Origin of the sequence: Streptomyces sp. NK15101 (genome assembly GCF_020400725.1) — a bacterium.
Taxonomy (GTDB): domain Bacteria; phylum Actinomycetota; class Actinomycetes; order Streptomycetales; family Streptomycetaceae; genus Streptomyces.
On sequence record NZ_JAINVG010000190.1, the window covers coordinates 1 to 2153 of the forward strand.

Here is a 2153-nt window from a genome sequence, read left to right on the forward strand (position 1 = left end):
CGGAGCGGGAGCGGGTGCCGGCCGAGGCGCGGGAGGGTTCGGCGCGGTTCGCGGCGCGGGGGCCGGGGCCGAGGGGGCGCTCCGGCCCTGAAGAGCGGCCAGGATCGCGGACAGGCCGCCGGCGGGCGGAGCTGCGGGCCGAGGGGTGAACGCCCGGAGCAAGTCCTCCCGGCCGCCGCCCCGGAACCACGTCGTAAGCGGGGTCGGGTCGGTCGGTTCCTCGTCCTCGTCCTCGTCCGGCTGCCACTGCGGTTCGGGTCGGGCTCTGGCGGGACGAGGTGCCGGCGCGCGAGCTGGGCGACGCTGGGGAGTCGGCCCGGTGTTGTCGTGGGTGCGGTGCGGCACGCGCAGGCCCGTTCCGCACCCGGGGCACCGAATCGTCATCCGGTCCTTTGCCCGGGACTGCCACTCGTGGCCGCACCCGCATTCCACCCACACGGCCGGGCGCTGGGCGGTCTGTGCGGCCCGGGTAGCGGCTCCGGCGAGAGCGTCGGGCACGGGTCCTTCCCACTCCTGATCAACGCGCACGTGGCGGGATGCCCTGCACTCGGGGCACCGAGTGTTCCCGCCTCGGACCGTGGTCCGGAACGGGGCGGTGCACTTTCGGCAGACGATCTGAACGGGAACCGTTCGCATGTCGTCCTTCCTTTCTGTCGGTTGCTGGCGCGGTGCCATGCTCGATGTTCGCACCGCTATTTCGCGGGCGGTAGGGAAAAGAGCGCCCCCGGTCCACGGGGGACCGGGGGCGGATGTGGACGGTATTACCGGGGCGATCGCTACCCGACGATGTTCAGCGTCACCCGGTGGTGAAGCGGCGCGGTCGTGACCGTGGCGAACACGGCCCGCCCTTCGGAGTCGTACGCCGCGCCGAGGACCCGGAAGCCGGGGGACCCGTCCGGGACGCCGAGGGCCGCGCACGCCTCGGGGCTCATGGGCTCGGCCGTGATCGTGCACTCGGTGTTCGCCACGTTCCACCCGAGCCAGTCGGCGGCCCGGACTCCGGTGGGCGGCTTCACCGGGGCGGCGCCGACCGGGGCGAGCATGGGCGGGATGCCGTCGTACCCGTCCGGCTTCCGGGCCGCGACTGTGTACGGGAGCACGGTCAGCTTGTGCTGCACCGGCACCCCGTCCACGGAGCGCAGGCGGGTGCGCTGCACAAACCCGCCCTCGTCCGAGACCCAAGGGAGCGTCATCGGGGCCGTGTCGGTCTGGCGGACGAGGGTGGTTTCCTCGCTCGCCGTGCCGTCGCCGGTCGGCTTCCATGCCTCGGCCGCGGCCAGGTCCGGGGGCGCGAACGTCCCCAGGTGTGCGTCTGCCGACCGGCCGGCGGTCACGGTGGTTCCGCTCCGGCGGTCGGTGCGGACCATGCCGAGGATCGCCAGCACCGAGTACGCCGACGCGGCGGTCTGGTGACTCACCCCGTACTGCTCCGCGGTCTGGCGGATGGTCGGCAGCTTCGTGCCGTGCGGGTACTCGCCTGCGGCGATCGCGCTCCGTAGCGCTTCCGCGATCTCGTGCGCGTTCATGCTGCACCTCTCTGGTCGGTCGTCGTAAGGAAAGGCTAGCGGTGTCAGGTCAGGATGCAAGGTGCGTTGACAGTGAATCCGTGTAGTTGCCGATTACGTTGACACGGTGTCAGTCTCGGTCTACCTTCGGGGTGTTCGGCAAGGGCGACCCCGAAGGGACAGGCCCATGAGTCCTGTTGAAGCACGCATTGACCGGCCCCTCATGACCATGCGCGTGAGCCGCGACGGAGGTCAGACCTGGACGGAGCTCCGGGAGATCTGGCCCGACACCTGCGTCCCGCTCACGTCGACGGTCTGGCCGCCCTGCCAGTGCCCGCGTCACCGCCACGGATCGGAGAACTGACCATGAGCACCCCCACCGGTGGCCCCCGCGTCACCCCCCCGAGGCCCGCGAGCGACCCGAAGAACGACGCGACGAAGTTCGGGTTCTCCCCTGCCTTCACCATCAACATGTCGAGCAGCAAGAGCACGACGACGACCACCACGGGCGGGGCCCCGGCCCCCACCGGGGGTGGCCGGCCGCACTCCGAGGCGTCGCTCCCGGCCCCGGAGTTCACCTCCCCGGCCGACGTGCGGAACTACTGCAACGCCCTGCGGGCGCTCATGGTCGGTGTCTCCTTCGAGGTC

1 protein-coding gene and 1 pseudogene are annotated in these 2153 nt (G+C 71.7%); one reads left to right on the forward strand and one right to left on the reverse strand.

Going from position 1 to position 2153, the window contains the following annotated elements:
• Window positions 1–776: 776 nt before the first annotated feature.
• Window positions 777–1526 carry a GntR family transcriptional regulator gene (locus K7G60_RS38495; protein WP_121832809.1) on the reverse strand — a complete coding sequence of 250 codons (750 nt, stop codon included), beginning with the start codon at window positions 1524–1526 and terminating at the stop codon, window positions 777–779.
• Window positions 1527–1871: 345 nt separating this feature from the next.
• Between K7G60_RS38495 and K7G60_RS38500 the strand changes: the two are divergent.
• Window positions 1872–2153, forward strand: a pseudogene (locus K7G60_RS38500) (sporulation protein SsgA); the annotation flags it as partial.

Bases quoted from the DNA above. Each gene is read 5' to 3' on its own strand.
- K7G60_RS38495 (WP_121832809.1), bottom strand. From the start codon at position 1,526: ATGAACGCGCACGAGATCGCGGAAGCGCTACGGAGCGCGATCGCCGCA.